This window comes from Magnetofaba australis IT-1 (assembly GCF_002109495.1).
Classification (GTDB): Bacteria; Pseudomonadota; Magnetococcia; order Magnetococcales; family Magnetococcaceae; genus Magnetofaba; species Magnetofaba australis.
Genome location: NZ_LVJN01000018.1, coordinates 51,845 through 67,554, shown reverse-complemented (window position 1 = coordinate 67,554; position 15,710 = coordinate 51,845). Strand labels below are relative to the sequence as shown.

Here is a 15,710-nt window from a genome sequence, read left to right as displayed (position 1 = left end):
AAACCGCCGCAGAATGCGCCTGTTGCACGCAGGATTCAATACAAAAATCCACATGGGAATTGACCCCATAAAAAAACGTCCCGCCAATTGTGCGCAGGACGTTTTCAATATGCAATGCAGGCAAATAACAGCGCTTCGGTGGTGATATTACTCCGCCACCACCAAACAGCTGATGTCGGCAACCTGGAAGAAGGCGGCGGAGACCCCAGCCAGCAGCGCCTGACGATTGGCGCGCACCGCCTCGTCGTCGGCCATCACCATGACTTTGTCGAAGAACAGATCCACCGTCTCGCGCAGCCCGGCCAGATGGCCCATGGCGTCGGCGTAAGCGCCGTCGGCCACACACTGGGAGACTTTGGGGGCCACATTGGAGAGCGCCTCGAACAGCCCGCTCTCCTCGGCGTCCAGGAACAGACTGGGATTGACCGCTGGAAGCTGCGCGCGGTCGATGCCCGCCTTATCGAGAATGTTGCCGATGCGCTTGTTGGCCGCCACCAGACTCTGATAGGCGGGCTCGCTGCGGAAGCCGTCCAAGGCGCGCACGCGCTGCGCCACATCAAACAGATCATCCAGCCCCAACGCCTGCACCGCATCAATGAGGTCATACTCCAGACCGTCGGCCTTGAGATACGCCTGCAGACGGCCATAGAAGAAATTGAGCAGATCGTCGATGGTCTCCGCTTCGCCGCGCTTCAGACCGATCTCGGCGTAGAGTTGATACGCCTCGCGGCACGCTGCGCGCAGCGACAGACGCACGCCGTCGCCATCCAGCAGCATGCGGATGATGCCCAATGCGGCGCGACGCAGGCCGAACGGATCCTTGGCCCCGCTGGGGGTGATGCCCATACCGAAGCAGCCCACCAGGGTGTCGAGCTTGTCGGCGATGGAGACCGCGCGCCCAGCGGGGGTGGTCGGCAGGTCGTCATTGGCTCCGGCGGGCATGTAGTGCTCGCTGATGGCCAGCGCCACTGCTTCATCTTCCGGCTGGTTGCGCGGCAGGTAGTAGCCGCCCATCACCCCTTGCAGCTCAGGGAATTCGAACACCATGCCGGTGACCAGATCGCACTTGCCATACAGGCCGGCGCGCTCGGCCACCCCGGCCACGGCGGAATCCACCGCATTGGCGATACTGGCGCCCAGCACGCCCATGCGTTGGGACTTCTGGAACAGCGAGCCCAAGCCCGCCTGCCACACCACCTGATGCAACTCCGACAGACGATCGGTCAGGGGCGTTTTGCGATCCTCGTTCCAGTAGAACGCGGCGTCCTCCAGGCGCGCTTTGAGCACGCGCTGATACCCCTTCACCAGCACTGATTGATCCGGCGTGAGCATGTTGGCCACAGCGATGAAGTGGGGCAGCAACCGGCCTTGGGCGTCCACCACCGGGAAGTACTTCTGGTGGCTCTTCATGGAGGTGGTGAGCACCTCCGGCGGAATCTCCAGATAGACCGGATCGAACGCGCCCAGCAGCGGAATCGGCCACTCGGTGAGAGAGGCGTTCTCGGAGATCAAGCCCTCATCCAGCACCGCTTCGCCGCCCGCTTCCGCCGCGCACGCCTTGGCCCCATCGCGAATCGCCTCCATGCGCTCGTGCAGGTTCAGCATCACGCGGTTATCGGCCAGAGTCGCCTTGTAGTGCGTCACGCCGCTCACTTTGTGCGGACCGCGCGCATTCATAAAGCGGTGTCCCTGCACGGTGTCGCCGCTGGTCACGCCCTCCACCTCAAAGGCCAGGGTCTGACCATTGAGCAGGGCGCAGAAGCCCTGCACCGGACGCACAAAACGGGTCTCGCCATCGCCCCAACGCATGGACTTGGGCCACGGCAGACCGTTGAAGGTCTTATCCATCGCCTCGGGCAGCACCTCAACAGCGGCCTTGCCGGGCTGCTGAATGGTGTAGGCCAGATATTCGCCCTTGGGGGTATCCAACCGCTGCAGCTCCTCCACGGTGACGCCACACCCTTTGGCGAACCCTTCGGCGGCCTTGGTGGGGGAGCCATCAGGGGCGAACGACGCCTTTACCGGCGGTCCGCGACGCTCTTCGGAGCGGTCGGCCTGCTTATCCGCCAGACCGGCCACACTGAGCATCAGACGGCGCGGCGTGCCGTGGCTCTCGACGCGCTCAAAGCCCAACTCCAGCTCTTTGAGCGCCTCTTCAAACAGCTTGCCAAAGGTGGCGATGGCGCCCGGCAGCATACGCGCCGGAATCTCTTCAACGGCGATTTCCCACAGAAACTCAGACATGATCAGGCTCCCTCCCCGCTACCGTCCTTAATCAACGGATGACCCAGCGCCTCGCGTTGGGCCACGTACGCCTCGGCCACGCTCTTGGCCAGATTGCGCACCCGGCCAATGTAGCGTTGGCGCTCGGTGACGCTGATGGCGCCGCGGGCGTCGAGCAGGTTGAAGTAGTGCGAGCTTTTGATCACCTGGTCATAGGCGGGCATGGGGCGGCCCAGTTCGGCCAGACGCAGCGCCTCCTGTTCGTGCATGGTGAACAGCTCGAACAGTTTGGCGGTGTCGGCGTCGTTGAAATTGTAGTGCGAGTAGTCCACCTCGTTCTGCTGGTAGACGTCGCCATAGGTGAGCTTGCCGTTCCAATCCAGGTCGTAGACGTTCTCCACCCCCTGGATGTACATGGCCAGACGCTCCAGGCCATAGGTGATCTCGCCGGAAACCGGCTTCAGGTCGATGCCGCCCACCTGCTGGAAGTAGGTGAACTGGGTCACCTCCATGCCGTCCAGCCACACCTCCCAGCCCAGCCCCCACGCGCCCAGGGTGGGCGACTCCCAGTCATCCTCCACAAAGCGGATATCGTGGGCGTTGACGTCGATGCCGATGGCCGCCAGCGACTGCAGATAGAGGTCCTGAATATCCGGCGGCGACGGCTTGAGGATCACCTGAAACTGGAAGTAGTGCTGCAGGCGGTTGGGGTTCTCGCCATAGCGGCCATCGGTGGGACGGCGCGACGGCTGCACATAGGCGGTGTTCCACGGCTCCGGCCCCAGCACCCGCAGGAAGGTGGCCGGGTGGAATGTGCCCGCGCCCATCTCCATGTCATACGGCTGGTGCAACACGCAGCCCTTGTCGGCCCAGAACTTCTGTAAGGCGAGAATTAAATCCTGAAAAGTCACCCTGCCCTCCCACTGGCGGTGATTTTGCGGGCGCAATGTATACGGCTAACGACGGGGAAATAAAAGATATTGAGGGCTGCGCCCTCAAACTCCCCTAAAGGTCAAAAGCCAAACCGTGGGGCTCCGCCCCACACCCCGCTGGGGTCGCGGACCCCAGACCCCGAAAAATCGGGCCATAAATGTCCCGATTTTCCACCTTTTTGTCCGTGCAAGTTCACGCAATGGTTCCGGTCGGGAAGTCCCGCTATAACGCATCGCTTTGGGAACTTGGCAAATCCCGCAGAGGGTAGCATACACAGGCCGCTAAAGGAGGGGAAATTCCGGTCTTACGCCCGTCGCCGTGCGCGCAGAATCACCCATCCGCCCCATAACAGCGCCAGCACGCTCCAGATCCCCACCTGCCACGGCGCCGTACGCACAAACAGCGATTGCCCTGTCCCTGGCGCGACCAACGCCTGGGCGCTGCCGCGCAGATTGGCGTCCACCCGGGTCAATTCGCGCCCGGTGGCGTCAAAGATGGCGGAGATGCCGGTGTTGGCGGCGCGAATCATCGGCAAGCGCGTCTCCACCGCGCGCAGCCGCGCCATGGCCAGGTGCTGATGCTGCGCCGCGTGACCAAACCAGCCATCGTTGGTGACATTGACCAGCCACTGCGCCCCATTCACCGCCATCTGGCGCACATAGAGCGGGAAGATGGTCTCATAGCAGACCAACCCGCCCACCCCCATGCCGCGCCAATTCATCGGCTCGGCCCCAGGACCCGGGGTGAAATCCTTGGCCCCGGCGGTGAGCTTTTGCACCGAGTCCGGCAGCAGCCAACGGAAGGGAATGTACTCCCCAAACGGCACCAGCAGATGCTTGTGATAGCGCGACTCCCACAAACCGTCGGGGCCGAGAATCACCATGCTGTTGGCATATTGCCAGGGGCGCACGCCGCGACTGTCCGGCTCGCCCGTGCGAGTGGCGGTGGGCACGCCGGTCAGAATGGGGGTTCCGGTGTCATTGACCAGTTTGGCCAACAGCTTGCGCTGATCCGAGTAGGCTTGCAGGAAGAACGCCAGCGCCGTCTCCGGCCACACCGCCAGATCCACCGGCGGATCGAGGCGGCGGGTGAGCGCCATGTAGATCTCCAGATGGGTCCAACGTTGGGAGCGATCCCACTTGGCCCACTGCGGCACATTGCCCTGCGCCACGGCGATGGCGCGTTTGGGCGTGGTCTCGGCCTGGGCGTCCAGTTGCGCCACCCGCGCCTCTCCATACAGCGCGGCGACCAGCACCAGCGCCGCCGCCCACAGCATCCAGGCGGCGCTCACCCGCAACGAGCGTTTGAGCGCAAGCACGCCCAGCGCCAGCACGGCGGCCAAGTGCAGCGTCAACGCCGACAGCCCCCACACCCCGCCCACATCGGCCAATTGGCGCAATGTGGCGTCGTCACTCCAGACGTAGCCGATCAGATTCCAGGGAAAGCCGCTAAAGGCCCAGCCGCGCAGGAGCTCACCACCGACCCAGAAGAGCGGCGCCGACAGCGCCAGCAGCCACGTCGGGCGCGCCGACAGCGCCATCAAGCCGCCCGCCAACGCGCCATAGGCCGCCATCACCAGCGCCAGCAGGAAGACCACCGCATAGGCCCCCAGCAGCGGGAACCCACCGTGGGTGTGCAGACTGACGGTGAGCCAGGAGAATCCGATGGCGTGGTGAATCAGGCTGAAAACCAGCCCCAGCCAGGCGCCGCGTTTGAAGGTTTGATGGCGCAGCAGGAGGATCAGCAGGGCGAAGCCGGTGAGAGTGAGCCAGGGTTGCCCATACGGCGGCAGCCCCAGCACCGCCAAACCGCCGCCCAATGCCGCCAAGGCGGTTTCGCCCAGGGGGTGACGATGCAGCGCGGCGAACCACGGCCCAAGAATGGTGGGATCACGCATAGGGGTCCGGCAGCCCCATGGTAGCAAGCACAGTGCGCTCCCAGTTCTCCTGCTCTTCAGCTTCAGCGTCGCTGCGTTCGTGATCGAGCCCCAGCAAGTGCAGAGTTCCGTGCACCACCAGATGGCGCGTATGCGCCTCCAAGGTGATGCCGCGCTCTTCAGCCTCCCGCGCCACGGTCTCATAGGCCAGGATGATGTCGCCCAAGGGGAAATCCTCCCCCGGCAGCTCGGGGAAGTCTTCCAGCATCTCCTCCTCGCCATCGTCCATGGCGAAGGAGAGCACATTGGTGGATTTGTCCTTGCCGCGATACTCGGCGTTGAGCGCGCGCACTTCGGCGTCATCGGAGAGCGCCACGCTCACCTCCCGCCCCTCAATGGCGCGCGTGGAGGCCCCTTGGGCCGTCAGCGCTTCGCCCCACACCGCCAGCGTCGCCGCCACACACTGGACGGCGACCTCTTCAAACTCAGGCGGCCATGCTGGATGGACGCGGCTTACCAGCGTTTGCGCCATTGCGCGACTCCTCAGCGGTGGACGGGACCTTCTTCACTTGGTCCGGATAGGCGATGCGGCGGTGGTAGAAGCCCAGCGTCAGCACACGCACAAAAGCGTCCTCCACCTGCGCCAATTCGCGCAGGGTCAGATGGCAATCATCCAACTGACCATCGGCGATTTTGCTATCGATGAGGCGCTTGACCAACGCCGCAATCTGCGCCGGAGCCGGATTTTTGAGGGTGCGCGCCGCCGCCTCCACCGAATCGGCGATCATCAGGATGCCCGCTTCGCGGCTCTGCGGCAGCGGCCCGGGGTAACGATAATCCTCCGGCGAGACGTTATCGCCGCGCTTGGAGGCTTCGTTCAAGGCCTTGTTGTAGAAAAACTGCAACACCGTGTTGCCCTGGTGGGTGGTGATCGCTTCAATAATGTGGTCGCCCAGTTTGTATTGGCGCGCCAACTCCACGCCATCCTTGACGTGGCCCATGATGATCTTGGCCGACATCGACGGCGCCAGATGATCATGGCGATTCTCGCCGGACTGGTTCTCCACGAAGTACTGCGGCTTACTCATTTTGCCAACGTCGTGGTAGAGCGCCATCACCCGCGCCAGCAGCGGATTAGCGCCGATGCTCTCGGCGGCGGCTTCGGCCAGGTTGCCCATCATCACGCTGTGGTGATAGGTGCCCGGGGTGCGCAGGGAGAGCTGCTTGAGCAGCGGATGGTCGCCGGAGGCCAGCTCCATCAAGCGCGAATCGGTGGCCACGCGGAACAGCGACTCAAACAGCGGAATCAGCGCCAGCGCCAGCAGTCCCACCAGCAGACCGCTCACCAGCGCCATGCCCATGCCCAACAGCCAATCGAGGCTGGGGGCGTGTCCCGCCAGCGCTTCCACAGCGGGGATCGCCGCCATCTGCGCAAAGCCGATGGTGGCCCCGGCGCGCAACACGTCAAAACGGTGTCGACTGGAACGCAGACAAGTGCCCCCCACCAGCGAGCCGATGAGGAAATAGAGGAACAGCGGCAAGCCGCCCTCCGACGCCAGGGCGGTGAGGAAGGAGAGCGCCGTGCCCACCACCAGCGCGCCGCCGGGCAGACCGGAGCGCGCGCCCACCATCAATGAAGCCATGGCCGCGCCCAGGGCGACGGGCGGCATGTAGTTGATCATGCGCTCGTTCCACAGGAACAGCCCCGCCACCCCCTGCCCCACGGCGTGGGACACCGCGCCCGCCAATGCGGTGATGGCCAACAGTCCGCCCAGCAGATAGACGGTCTTCTTGTCATGGGGGAATTTGGGCGAGGTGCGCAACAGGAAGGAGCGCCCCAGCCACAGGAACATGGCCAGCGCCAGCGCCAAACCGCCAATGCGCAGCAGCAGCCCCACATTCCAGCGCTCGGCGTTGAGGGCCTGCACTTTGCGGTAGGCGTCTTCGGTGACCAGTTCACCTTCGCGCAGCACCATCTGCCCGCGGCGCACGCTCAGATAGACCGGCTCCACCGCCTCCACCGCCTGTTTGCGGCGATTTTTGGTCTCCGCCAGGTTGGCGTTGAGGTTGGGCCGCGCCAGGCTCTGCGCTTCGGTCAGAATCCATTTGCGCAGCGCGCCGGGCATATCGTTGAAGTGCTCATTGGCCGAGCGCGCCAACTGCTCGCGGAACGCCTGGAGATCGATTACCCCTTCACCGGCCACCAGCTTCTCTTCAGGGCCGCCATCCAGCGGAATCGCCACACTCTCATGGCGTTGCACATCCTTGATCGTCTCAGGCCCGCTGACGATCTTCTGCCGCGCCAGCGGTTTGAGCCAATTGAGCAGACGTTGCCGCAAAGTGGCGAAACCCGGATTCAGCGCCGTGGCCAGCACCGCATCCGCGCCCACCGACTGCGGCGGCTGATCGGGGACTTTCGCCGTCTCGCCCGGCGTCAGTTCGCGCATCAGCCCGCCCATCTCCATCAGGGCGTTAAAGGCGGCCAGAGAGATGGGGCGGTCGCGGCCCTGGTTGAACTTGGCGCGTACGCTCTCGCGGCTCTCATCGGCATCGGCGGCGCGGGCCAGCTTCTCCAGCGCCACCAACGCGCCCTGGAAACGGTTGGCCAGCATCTCGGCCATGCCTGGATCCCAGTCGAACACCGGGCGCACGCTGTGGAACGCCTGCTGACGGCGCTGCGCTGTGGCGATGTAGTCCTCCAGCAGCAACTCGCGGTCGGCCTTGATGTTGCGCGCGGAAACCTCGCCCACTTCCGGCTGATAGTTGGGGCGCAGCGCCAGGGGCGAATAGATGATGGTCAGGACCGCGACCAGCAGCAGGAAGAACAGTGGATCGGGCTTGCGCGAACGCGCAATCCAGGCGCGCACGCCGCCCAGCGGATCCCACTGACGTTGCCCACGGCCGCTCAAATGGCCGACATTGCGTTCATGCGTTGTCATGACGTCGCTCTCCATGGTGCATATGCGTCATCATGCGGTTGACTCCGTTATCCCTTACCGCCCTTGCCGGAGCGGCTGGAGGAGCTATCGGCCTCGTAGGCGCGCACGATCTTCTCCACCAGACCGTGGCGCACCACGTCGCGGGCGGTGAACACGGCGGTGCGGATATCCTTCACCCCTTTGAGCACCGCCAGCGCCTGCACCAGACCAGACATCTGCCCGGCGGGCAGGTCGATCTGGGTGACGTCGCCGGAGATCACCATTTTCGAGCCCTCGCCCAGACGGGTGAGGAACATCTTCATCTGCTCGGGGGTGGTGTTCTGGCCTTCGTCGAGGATGATGAACGCCTCCTCCAGGGTGCGCCCGCGCATGTAGGCCAGCGGCGCGATCTCCAACACCCCCTGGGCGGTGAGCTTCTCCACCTTCTCGCCGCCCAGCATGTCATACAGGGCGTCGTAGAGGGGGCGCAGATAGGGGTCGACTTTGGCTTGCAGGTCGCCGGGCAGGAAACCCAGCCGCTCGCCCGCCTCCACCGCCGGACGGGTGAGAATGATGCGCCCCACGCGCCCCTCCAGGTAGGCCGACACCGCCGCCGCCACCGCCAGATAGGTCTTGCCGGTGCCCGCCGGACCGATGGCGAAGGTCATATCGGCGGTGAGGATCGACTCGATGTAGGCCGCCTGACGGGCGTTGCGCGGATAGATATTGCGCTTGGGGGTCTTGATCAGCAGCTCCGAGGCGTAGACGTCGCCCAGGTCGGTCTCTTCGGTCATCGCCTTGAGGCCATCCTCCACCCGGTGCAGATCCACCGTCTCGCCGCGCTCGAGCATGGCGTAGAGTTCGGTGAGCAGCTGACGCGTCTTTTTGATGGCGGACTTGCGCCCGGTGAGCGCCAGGGCGTTGCCGCGCGGGCTGATCACCACCCCCAGTTGATGCTCGATCAGACGCAGATGCGCATCCGCTTCGCCAAACAGAACAATGGCCAAGCCATTATCCGGGAAACTCAATTTTTCTGAATGGGGCTGTTTGGCCATACTGTCCTTCGTTTCGCTCACGCCGCCGCATCCTCTGCGATGCGGCCTTTGAGACTGTTGGGCAAGCCTTCGGTAATGGTCACCGCCACGGTTTGACCGATCCACTCGGCGCGGCCCGGGAAGTTGACCCGGCGCAGACCCGAGGTGCGTCCGGAGAGTTCGCCTTCGCCGCGCTTGGACCACCCTTCCACCAAAACGTTCTCCACGCGCCCGATCTGCGCGCGATTATTCTCCAGTTGAATCTGGTTCAGGCGCGCTTGCAACCGCGCCAGCCGCTCTTCCTTCACCGCTTCGGGCAATTGATCGGGCAATTGCGCGGCGGGTGTGCCGGGGCGGGCGGAGTATTTGAACGAATAGGCGTGGTCATAGCGCACCCGTTCGGCCAGCTCCAAGGTCTGCTCGAACTGCGCTTCGGTCTCGCCGGGGAAGCCGACGATCAGATCGGTGGCGATGGCGATATCGGGGCGCGCGGCGCGCAATTTGGCGATCCAGGCTTCATACTCGGCCACCGTGTGGCCGCGCTCCATCGCCTCCAGCACCGCATCGGAACCGCTCTGAATGGGCAGGTGCAGATAGGAGCAGAGTTGCGGGACGTCGGCGAACACCTCCACCAGATCGTCGTTCATATCCGCCGGGTGGGAGGTGACGAAGCGGATGCGCTCGATGCCGTCGATGAGGGCCACGCGGCGGATCAGCAGCGCCAGGTCGTGGCTCACGCCGTCGGCGTCATCGGCCTCATAGGCGTTGACGTTCTGCCCCAGCAGGAGGATCTCACGCACGCCTTGAGCGGCGAGGGATTCGGTTTCGGCGAGCACGTCGGCCACCGGACGCGACCACTCGCGTCCGCGGGTGTAGGGCACCACGCAGAAGGTGCAGAATTTGTCGCACCCCTCCTGCACCGCCACCGAGGCGGCCACGCCGTGGGCCTGGGCGCCGGGTAGATTATCGAATTTGTCCACTGCGGGGATATCGTCGGCCAGGATGCGCTGTTCCCCCGCTTCGGCGCGGGCCAGCATCTGCGGCAGCTTGTGATAGTTCTGCGGGCCGAACACCATGCGCACGTAGGGGGCGCGTTTGAAGATCTCCGCGCCGGCGGCCTGCCCCACGCAACCGCCCACGGCGATGATGGCGCCGCGATTGGTGGATTCAAAGCGCAGACGGCCCAACTCCGAGAACAGTTTGTCCTCGGCCTTCTCGCGAATATGGCAAGTATTGAGAATGATCAGATCGGCTTGGGTGGGCTCTTCGGTGGCGACATAGCCGCCATCTTCGCCCAACAGATCGGCCATACGCGCGGAGTCGTAGGCGTTCATCTGGCAACCGAATGTCTTGACGTACAGACGTTTCAATGCCGAACCTTCCACAACAACCTAGTCTGGATGGGGCCAAGTGCTGGATTGGGCGCTGCAAAACGGCCACAACAATAGCCGGTCTGCGCCCCAAAGGGAAACCCATTCCGCAAACAACGGTTTAAGCTTCTGTCTTCATTGGAGGGATTTTTGCGCTTTGCGGTTCCCGCCAATGTCTGCAATCAGACGCAGGCGGCGCGCAGATCGTCGATCACCAGAGCCGGCACAAACGGCGTCACATCGCCGCCGTTGCAGGCGATCTCCTTGATCATGCTCGAAGAGATGAAGGTGGTGGACTCCTCAGCGGTGAGGAACAGCGTCTCCAGAGACGGGGCCAGTTGCCGATTCATGGCCGCCATCTGAAATTCGTACTCGAAGTCGGTCATCACTCGCAGCCCACGCAGCAGCGCCTGGGCGCCCATGGATTTGGCGAACTGCACCAGCAGGCCGTCGATGCGGCGCACATGCACATTGGGCAGATCCGCCACCGCGCGGGTCACATGGTCCAGACGCTGCTCGGCGGAGAAGAGGGTCTTTTTGGAGCGATTGACCGCCACCCCGACCACCAGGGTGTCGAACAGCGCGGCGCCGCGTTTGATGATATCCAGATGCCCCAGGGTGATGGGGTCGAAGGAGCCGGCGTAGATGGCGATGCGCGCGGAATTACTCATGATCGGGGGATGACTCCAAATCGCTGTTCTCACGACCCACGCACCACAAGGTGACCGCGGTTTGCCCATACTCGCGGGTCTGCCACAGACGCCATGCGGGGCTCGGCGCCAGCACGCTCGCGCCGCGCTCATGTTCCGCCACCGCCACCGCGCCATCGCGCAGCAGATTCAGCCGGGCGACCAGATCCACCGCCTGCTGCGCCAACCCCTGCCCATAGGGGGGGTCGAGAAACAGCAGATCAAAGCCTTCAGGCGCAGCGCTCAAAGTCTGCCGCAGCACGCTCTCGGCCACCGCCGAACCGCGCACCAAGCGCGCCTGATCGGCAAAGCCGCACAGGGCCAGATTCTCACCCAGCAGCTTCAGGGTGGCGTTATCGCGCTCCACAGAGCACACCTGCGCCGCGCCGCGACTGAGCGCCTCCATGCCCATCACCCCGGATCCGGCGAATAGCTCCAGCATGCGAGCATCGCGCACAAACGCGGCGCCGAGCATGTTAAACAGCGCCTCACGCACCCGCACCGGGGTGGGGCGCACATCGCGCCCGGGGGGCGATTTCAGCTTGCGCCCGCGCGCCTGTCCGGCGGTGATCTTCAGCATGGGCGCATCCGCTCCTGCGGCAATGGCGCAAAACTCCGGCTTATTCGGGAGGCGGCAGTGTAGCGCCCCGCACCGCGCATCTCAACCATAACTTGGACAATTTGGCGCATAGAGGCCATTCATGGCGATTCCAGCGCCGATCGCCCCAACGCCTCGCCGCTGAGGCTCTCCCCCTCCCCAGGCAGACGTCGATGCCAGAAGCGCCGCTTGGCCATGAGCGTCTGACCGCTGGCGCGCACCCAAATCGTCTCTTGGCGCAGACCGCGCCCGCCCGCCGCGTCCAGATCATAGGCGCTGCACAGGGTCAGGCTGGCCCCAGAGCGCGCCAACGCCTGCCTGAGAGGCGGTAGAAACTCAACCTGGAAAGCGCTCAATCGCGCCGCCCACCCCGCCCAATCGCCATGCCGCGCCAGCAGCGCCGGTGCGCGCAGGTGCACAATCACCGGGCCGTTCGCCCCCGCTTCAGCGCATTGCTGCGCCCAGCCGCCCCAGTCCGGTTGCGACTCATTGAGCGCAGCGGCCTGCATGCCGCAGAAGCGCCCCAAGCCGCGCGCCGCCGGATCGTCACTGAGCAGCAGCCCGCCGGTCAGCGACAGCGCGCCGGTCAGATCCGGCGCGCCGCCCACGCCCCAGATCCACGGCGTATTGAGCGGCATGCGCCCCTGGCTCTTGCGGGTTGCATTGATGGGGTGACGCGCGAGCAGCATCTGGATGGTGGTGAGGAGTTGGCTCAAACGTTTGGCGTCGGGCCCGGTGGGCAGGGCGTCGCGGCCAGAGAGTCCCTCCAGCAGGGGCGCAGGGACGATGGGATCCAGCGTGAGCGGCTCAGGGTGCGCGATAACCCAGCCATCGTCCAGCACGGCGGCGATGCGCCAGCCGTCCACGGCCAGTTCGTCGGCGAAATCGGCGGCGAGCGTCGCCGCCTCCTGCGGGGTCAGGGCGACCCGCTCGGGGGAGAGAAACAGCAGATCCTCGCGCTTGCGCGACCAGTGGGTGAAGCCCACCCGCGCCCACACGCCCGCAGCGTCATCAGAGACCGCATCGGCATCGCGGGCGGCGAACCAGCCATTGGCCAGCATGCCGCTGGGGGCGGACAGTCCCAACAGGCGCGCCAGCGCGCCCAGGGCCTCCGGCGGCTCATCGGCGCGCGCCAGATCCACGCGGCCGGTTGCGCCCAGCGCGGCCAACTCCGCCAGCGCAGGGTCCGCAGGCGCCGTCGCGCTCTCATCGGGGATGCGTCGCCCCCCCTCCACCAGCGCCAGCACGCCCATGGGAGCCTCCTTGGGCGTTTAGGCCGCGTCTTCCTCGATGCGGATCATGTGCGCTTTGCTCTCCACCAGCGGCAACTGCTCGATCTCCGCCAGGCACGCCAGCATCTGCGCCTCGCGCGCCTCGTGGGTCACCATCACCAGCGGCACCGCCTCGTTGGGGGAACGGCCGCGCTGCACCAGAGCGTCGATGGAGATATCGTGCTTTTTCAGCAGGGCGGTGATGTCGGCCAGCACGCCGGGTTTGTCGATCACCGACAGGCGCAGGTAGTAGGCGCCGAAGTGCTCGCCGGGAGAGCGGAACACCGGCGCGCTCAGATCCGCCAGCGGCGCCCCCAGCAGCGGGGTGCGTCCGGCGGCGCCGCCGGATTTGATATTGCGCGCGATATCCACCAGATCCGCCACCACCGCGCTGGCGGTGGGCTCTTCGCCCGCGCCGCGCCCGTAGTAGAGGGTGGGACCGGAGAAGTCGCCCTCCACGCGCACGGCGTTGAATACGCCCTCCACCGCGCCCAGCATGGAGTTCGCCGCAACCAGGGTCGGCTGCACCCGCAGCTCCACTTCACCATCCACGCGATTGGCGATGCCCAGCAGTTTGATGCGGTAGCCCATCTCGGTGGCCCAGGCGATATCCACGTCGGAGATCTCGGCGATGCCCTCCACCTGAATCTTGTCGTAAGAGAGCGGGATACCAAAGCCGATGGCCGCCAGAATCGTCAGCTTGTGCGCGGCGTCGAATCCGCCCACGTCAAAGGTGGGATCAGCCTCGGCGTAGCCCAGACGCTGCGCTTCGGCCAGCACCTGCTCGTAGGGCAGCCCCTTTTCGCGCATCTCGGTGAGGATATAGTTGCAGGTGCCGTTGAGAATGCCCTGAATGCGGTTGATGCGGTTGCCCGCCAGGGATTCGCGCAGCGCCTTGATGATGGGGATGGCGCCAGCGGTGGAGGCCTCGAACAGCAGTTCGCAATTGTTGGCGGCGGCCAGTTCGATCAGCCCATTGCCGCGCTCGGCGATGAGCGCCTTGTTGGCGGTGACCACATGCTTGCCGTTGCCCAGGGCGTCGCGCACCAGGGATTCGGCGGGGTCGAGCCCGCCGATCAGTTCACACACCACGTCCACGTCATCGCCAGCGGTCACCCGCGCCGCATCGTCGGTCAACGTCACGCCATCCAGGGGAATGCCGCGATCCCGCCCCGGGGTGCGGGTGGCGATGGCGGTGAGCTGCAGGGCGACGCCTGCGCGCTGTTGCAGGATGTCGGCCTGATCGCGCAGCATGCGCGCCACCCCGCGTCCCACCGTGCCAAAGCCCAGAATCCCCACTCGTAACGTCTGCATACCGCTCTCCATTGCGCGCCGACGCCGCTGGCCGGTCGCTTTCGACTCAATCCCGACTGGCTCAATCCGCCTGCGTATCGCCGCCTGCATGGAGGAAGCGTTTGATGCTGCGAATCGCCTGCCGCGTGCGATGTTCGTTCTCAATCAGCGCGATGCGCACATGGTCATCGCCATAGCGGCCAAAGCCGACCCCCGGGCTCACCGCCACCTGCGCCTCCTTGATCAGCAGTTTGGAGAACTCCAGCGAGCCCATCTTCTTGAACTCCTCAGGGATCTCCGCCCAGGCAAACATGGAGGCTTTGGGCCGCTCGATACTCCACCCCGCCGCCGCCAGGCCGTCGCACAGCACATCGCGGCGACTCTTATACATGGCGACGATATCGTCCACGCAATCCTGCGGCCCGTTGAGGGCCACGGTGGCGGCGATCTGGATGGGCTGGAACATGCCGTAGTCCAGGTAGGACTTGATGCGCGTCAAGGCGTGGATCAGGGTCTGATTGCCCACCGCAAAGCCCACCCGCCAGCCGGGCATGTTGTAGGTTTTGGAGAGCGAATAGAACTCCACCGCCAGATCCTTGGCCCCGGGGACTTGCAGGATGCTCGGCGCTTTGTAGTCGTCGAAGCAGATTTCGGAATAGGCGATATCGGAGATCACCCACATTTTGTGCTCGCGGGCGAACTCCACCACCTTCTGATAGAACTCCAGATCCACCACCTGGGCGGTGGGGTTGGAGGGGAAGTTGACCAGCAGCACCTTGGGCGTGGGCCAGCAGTCCGCCACTGCATTCTGCAGATCCTCGAAGAAGTCGCGATCGCGGTGGATGGGCACGCGCAGGATGTCGGCCCCGGCGATGATGAAGCTGTATTCGTGAATCGGATAGGTGGGGCTGGGCACCACCACGTTCATGCCCGGCTCGGTGATGGCCAGCGCCAGGTGCGACAGCCCCTCTTTGGAGCCGATGGTGACGATGGCTTCGCTGCTGGGGTCCAGGTCGACGTCAAAACGGCGCTGATAGAAGGCGCACACCGCCCGGCGCAGACCGTTGATGCCGCGGGAGAGCGAATAGCGGTGGTTGCGGCCATCTTTGGCGGCTTCGCACAGCTTATCAATAATGTGTTGGGGCGTGGACTGATCGGGATTGCCCATGCCGAAGTCGATGACATCCTCCCCACGCTGCCGGGCGGCGTATTTCAGCTCGTTGACCACGGAGAAAACGTAGGGGGGAAGACGCTGAATCAGATGGAACTCTTCCATGGCGCGACCGCTTGGCAAAAAGGAATAGGGAACTGTGTAATCTATCGGGGGGCGGGGCGCGCTGTCAAGATGCGCTTGGGCCTTGAGCAGAGGAATCCGCCGCCCGGCGAAAAAGCAACGCCAAACCCCCGGCGACAACGGGTCGCCAGGGTCTGGACTGCTCAGTCTTCCTATTTCACAACAAAAGCAGCGTCCTTGCCGCGCCAAGGATCGCTCCTGGCGCTGTTCC

The 15,710-nt window shown here is 64.8% G+C and carries 12 protein-coding genes; all 12 read right to left on the bottom strand.

All coding sequences use genetic code 11. The annotated features are described in order from the left end of the window. Nucleotides 1-147 precede the first annotated feature (147 nt). The 12 genes from glyS to alaC all read right to left on the bottom strand — a co-directional run bounded on the left by glyS (nucleotide 148) and on the right by alaC (nucleotide 15,481). A complete protein-coding gene (gene glyS / locus MAIT1_RS06525) occupies nucleotides 148-2,244 on the bottom strand; it encodes a glycine--tRNA ligase subunit beta (protein ID WP_085441491.1) in 2,097 nt (698 codons plus the stop codon). A 2-nt stretch (nucleotides 2,245-2,246) separates the two neighbouring features. Then, a complete protein-coding gene (locus tag MAIT1_RS06520) occupies nucleotides 2,247-3,134 on the bottom strand; it encodes a glycine--tRNA ligase subunit alpha (protein ID WP_085441490.1) in 888 nt (295 codons plus the stop codon). Nucleotides 3,135-3,460: 326 nt separating this feature from the next. Further along, nucleotides 3,461-5,053: an apolipoprotein N-acyltransferase gene (lnt, locus tag MAIT1_RS06515; protein WP_085441489.1), complete on the bottom strand. Its 1,593-nt coding sequence runs from the start codon at nucleotides 5,051-5,053 to the stop codon at nucleotides 3,461-3,463. Continuing rightward, nucleotides 5,046-5,564 (bottom strand): rRNA maturation RNase YbeY, encoded by a 519-nt coding sequence (gene ybeY / locus MAIT1_RS06510; protein ID WP_085441488.1) that lies wholly within the window; start codon nucleotides 5,562-5,564, stop codon nucleotides 5,046-5,048. Before ybeY ends, lnt begins: the two co-directional genes overlap by 8 nt. Beyond that, a complete protein-coding gene (locus MAIT1_RS06505) occupies nucleotides 5,518-7,971 on the bottom strand; it encodes an HD family phosphohydrolase (protein WP_158089347.1) in 2,454 nt (817 codons plus the stop codon). Before MAIT1_RS06505 ends, ybeY begins: the two co-directional genes overlap by 47 nt. Before the next feature lie 47 nt (nucleotides 7,972-8,018). Next, complete coding sequence (locus MAIT1_RS06500; protein ID WP_241893426.1) at nucleotides 8,019-9,026, bottom strand: PhoH family protein; 1,008 nt, start codon at nucleotides 9,024-9,026, stop codon at nucleotides 8,019-8,021. Next, nucleotides 9,023-10,354 (bottom strand): tRNA (N6-isopentenyl adenosine(37)-C2)-methylthiotransferase MiaB, encoded by a 1,332-nt coding sequence (gene miaB, locus MAIT1_RS06495; protein ID WP_085441485.1) that lies wholly within the window; start codon nucleotides 10,352-10,354, stop codon nucleotides 9,023-9,025. Before miaB ends, MAIT1_RS06500 begins: the two co-directional genes overlap by 4 nt. Before the next feature lie 182 nt (nucleotides 10,355-10,536). After that, nucleotides 10,537-11,025 (bottom strand): pantetheine-phosphate adenylyltransferase, encoded by a 489-nt coding sequence (gene coaD, locus MAIT1_RS06490; protein ID WP_085441484.1) that lies wholly within the window; start codon nucleotides 11,023-11,025, stop codon nucleotides 10,537-10,539. Continuing rightward, on the bottom strand, nucleotides 11,018-11,623 hold the full coding sequence (gene rsmD, locus MAIT1_RS06485) for a 16S rRNA (guanine(966)-N(2))-methyltransferase RsmD (RefSeq protein WP_085441483.1): 606 nt from the start codon (nucleotides 11,621-11,623) through the stop codon (nucleotides 11,018-11,020). Before rsmD ends, coaD begins: the two co-directional genes overlap by 8 nt. A 119-nt stretch (nucleotides 11,624-11,742) precedes the next feature. Beyond that, complete coding sequence (locus tag MAIT1_RS06480; RefSeq protein WP_085441482.1) at nucleotides 11,743-12,894, bottom strand: hypothetical protein; 1,152 nt, start codon at nucleotides 12,892-12,894, stop codon at nucleotides 11,743-11,745. 18 nt (nucleotides 12,895-12,912) lie between these two features. After that, complete coding sequence (locus MAIT1_RS06475; protein WP_085441481.1) at nucleotides 12,913-14,226, bottom strand: homoserine dehydrogenase; 1,314 nt, start codon at nucleotides 14,224-14,226, stop codon at nucleotides 12,913-12,915. A gap of 61 nt (nucleotides 14,227-14,287) precedes the next feature. Continuing rightward, nucleotides 14,288-15,481 carry an alanine transaminase gene (gene alaC / locus MAIT1_RS06470; RefSeq protein ID WP_085441480.1) on the bottom strand — a complete coding sequence of 398 codons (1,194 nt, stop codon included), beginning with the start codon at nucleotides 15,479-15,481 and terminating at the stop codon, nucleotides 14,288-14,290. Nucleotides 15,482-15,710: the final 229 nt, after the last annotated feature.